Annotated in this window: 1 protein-coding gene; it reads left to right on the top strand. The window is 41.4% G+C overall.

What is annotated here, in order from left to right:
• Nucleotides 1–182 precede the first annotated feature (182 nt).
• Complete coding sequence (locus UYC_RS0117445) at nt 183–1,376, top strand: RNA-guided endonuclease InsQ/TnpB family protein (protein ID WP_016879594.1); 1,194 nt, start codon at nt 183–185, stop codon at nt 1,374–1,376.
• Nucleotides 1,377–1,385: the final 9 nt, after the last annotated feature.

The raw sequence follows: 1,385 nt of genomic DNA, 5'->3' as shown, positions 1-1,385 counted from the left end.
CTCACACTGAACCCGATAGGGTCAGTGTCGAGAGGAATTGCGGGGCAAAAACGAAACGCCTCTTGACTAAATCAAACCTGCGGTTTGACAGGGAGAGAGGCAGTTGAGTTTTTGCCAAATAAGTCTTTGATACAACACGACTATTTTGATGTATTATGTTCATCTGTGATTAGGTCGAAGTCATGGAACAAGTGCTGACGCTAGTTTGCAAACTCAACCCCTCTCAAAAACAGGTAGAAGAAATTGAACTGGTATTAAAGGCTTTTGAGTCGGCGTGTAACTATGCCAATCAGAAAGTTAAGCTCCAGATAACCAGTAAGATGACTATTCAAAATCTGGTTTATAACGAGATTCGCGCTTTGTTTGGGTTAAGTGCAAATTTAGCTGTTCGTGCTTGCGCCAGGGTTGGAGCTAATCGCAAAACTGCAAAACTTAAAGACAAGCCAGTTAAAGAATTTAAGCCAACATCGGCTGATTATGATGCCAGAATTTTCTCATTCAGAGAGAAAGACTGGACTGTTAGCTTGACTTTAATGAACGGCAGAGAACACATCAAAATTGATGCTGGTAATTATCAAAGAGGTAAATTAAAAGGTAGAAAACCTACATCAGCACAGCTATGTAAACATCGTGATGGCAACTACTACATCCACATCCAAATTAAAGACGAAGCACCAGAACCAATCAAATCAACTAATGTAATCGGTGTTGATTTTGGTCGCAGAGATATTGCTGTAACTAGTAATGGTGATAAGTGGGATGGAAAGCAAATCAACGATGTTAGAGACAAGTTTTCTAGAGTGAGAAGTTCTCTCCAGAAAAAAGCCACGAAAGGCACAAGGTCTACTCGCCGCAGGGCAAGACAGATTTTGCAACGGTTGTCGGGCAAGGAGAGAAGATATCAACAATGGCTAAACCACAACATCAGCAAGTCCATTATTCAGGACGCATTGAAAAATAATGCAGCACTGGCAATTGAAGACTTGACAGGTATCCGTGAAAGAACCAATCAAAAGCCAAGAAATAAAACAGAACGTAGACGTTCAAACTCTTGGTCTTTTTATCAGTTAAGGTTTTTCTTGGAATACAAGGGCATTCAATTTGGAGTAGAAGTAATTGCTGTTCCTCCGGCTTGGACAAGTCAAACTTGCCATCAATGCCTGCATGTTGGACTGCGTTCTGACAAACGTTTTAAGTGTACTAATGAAGCTTGTTCTTGGAGTGGTGATGCTGATTTTAATGGAGCAAAAAATATTGCTACTATTGGGGCTGTTTTTGTAAACCAGCCTAGAGGCTCGAACTGTTTGTGTTGTGAACTCAGCACCGACAGTTCAGGGCTACTTAAAAGCCTACGCTCACCGCTTGCGGGAGCGTAGGTAGTTTAC

Source organism: Chlorogloeopsis fritschii PCC 6912 (genome assembly GCF_000317285.1).
Lineage (GTDB): Bacteria > Cyanobacteriota > Cyanobacteriia > Cyanobacteriales > Nostocaceae > Chlorogloeopsis > Chlorogloeopsis fritschii.
The sequence above is the reverse complement of the archived record's forward strand: the minus strand, read 5'-3'. Positions and strand labels throughout refer to the sequence as shown.

Excerpts from the sequence above, each read along its gene's own strand:
- UYC_RS0117445 (WP_016879594.1), top strand. The coding sequence starts at position 183 with ATGGAACAAGTGCTGACGCTAGTTTGCAAACTCAACCCCTCTCAAAAA.